The following is a 1,696-nucleotide window of genomic DNA, read 5'->3' as shown; positions in this document are numbered from 1 at the left end:
CAGCACGATCGTGCAATCGCCGCCCAGCACCACTGGAAACCCGCCTGCGTCAAGCACCGCTTCCACGGCGTCGGCGAGCTTGGGCGACCACTGCGCAATTGCCCTGGCGTTCAGGGTGCCTGTCTCGGAATCGGGCGTCGGGTCCTTCGCAGGCACAGCCAGCCGCCCGGCGCGGCGCGCCTGGATGCGCTCCGCAAGGCCAAGGTCCAGGAGCCGGCCAGGCAAGCGCTCCACACCGTCGGTCGCCAGGCCCAGCGTGGAGGGGGCTTCGAGAATCGCATAATGGCTCGACATAGGCGCCTCCGCTTCGAGCGCTCAACATCGTTCGTCCCTACCGAAACAGGATCACAGTTGCGTTTTGAGCTTGTTCGATAACGGTAGCCGCCGCTCCTCGTTCCCTCTCAGCCGCCTTTCCGCTTTCGGTCATGCCGTATTTATGAGTTAACGGCCTAGCGAAAGCCCTGGATCAACTCGAAGGCGAGCGAACCGCCTCCGTGGCGTCCAGAGCCTGCTTCAGGCGCGAGTCGCGGTCGTAGACGTCGCCGAAATATTCGACCTTGCCGGACAGATCAGGCCAGGCGGTGAAATAGGCGACATAGACCGGGATGGTGCGTGTCACATTCTCGGTCGAGTGGCCGTGCTTCAGCTTCTCGGCGATATAGTCCACGGAGGTGCCAAGCACCGCCGCCGCCATGCCGCGCGGGTCCTGCAGCCGCACGCAGCCATGGCTGAGCGCGCGCATATCACGCTGGAAGAATGATTTCTGCGGCGTGTCGTGCATGTAGATCGCGTGCTTGTTGGGGAACAGGATCTTCAACTCGCCCAGCGCGTTGGCCTCGCTCGGCTGCTGGCGCACGCTGTAGGGGATGTTCGCGCCATAGGCGCCCCAGTTGACCGCCGACGAAGGAATGCGCTTGCCGCGCGAATCCGTCACCTCATAGCCGGACCGGTCGAGATAGCCCGGATCGTTGCGCAATCTCGGCAGCATCTCGTTGACGATGATCGATTGCGGCACGCCCCAATAGGGATGGAAATCGACCTGCTTGATCTGGTCGTAGAAGAAGGAGGTCTGGTTGGTGGTCCGGCCAACGACGACACGCGTCTTGAGCTTTTCCTCGCCATTGTCGATGTAGCTCGCGGTGAAGGCCGGCTGGTTGATGAAGACGCGCGGGCTGCCGAGATCGGAGGGCAGCCAGCGCAGTTCCTCGAGCGCCACTTCCACCTTCAGCAGCTTGTCGGCCTTGGATGTTCCGGCCAGCGTCGCGACGGTGCGCGGGCCGATGACGCCGTCGCCCTTCATGCCTGCCTTTTGCTGCACGGCCTTGATGACCGGGACCAGTTCCGGATCATAGACTTCGCTGGTGGCCAGCCTGGACAGGATCTCGCCATAGGCGCCGCCCATCTCGTCATCGAGATTGCGCGCGATCAAGGTCAGGAGCTTCGGCAGTTCGGGGCTGGTTCCGCCCGGCTTCAGCAACAGTTTGGGGTCGACGACGATTTCGTTTTCCGCACTGGCCTGCAGAGATTCGAGTTCGACGCGCAGCGCCTGGTATTCCGCATTCTGCGGATGCCGCGATTCGAGATAGGTGCGCACTTGCTGGGTATGCGCCAGCGTCCTCAGCACGCCTTGCAAGTCGAGCGGCTTGGCCGGGAAATCATAGTAGCCGGTCATGCGGTTGGGATCGACGCGGCCGTT

Annotated in this window: 1 protein-coding gene and 1 pseudogene; both read right to left on the bottom strand. The window is 63.0% G+C overall.

Annotated features, from left to right (window positions below; translation table 11 throughout):
• Positions 1–294, bottom strand: a pseudogene (locus EN906_RS33235) (arginase family protein); the annotation flags it as partial.
• A gap of 172 nt (positions 295–466) precedes the next feature.
• Positions 467–1,696: L,D-transpeptidase family protein (locus EN906_RS33230; protein ID WP_127375726.1), on the bottom strand; the 1,230-nt coding region annotated here is incomplete at its 5' end.

Origin of the sequence: Mesorhizobium sp. M7A.F.Ca.CA.004.06.1.1, assembly GCF_003999135.1 — a bacterium.
Lineage (GTDB): Bacteria > Pseudomonadota > Alphaproteobacteria > Rhizobiales > Rhizobiaceae > Mesorhizobium.
This window is presented reverse-complemented; position numbering and strand designations above follow the sequence as displayed.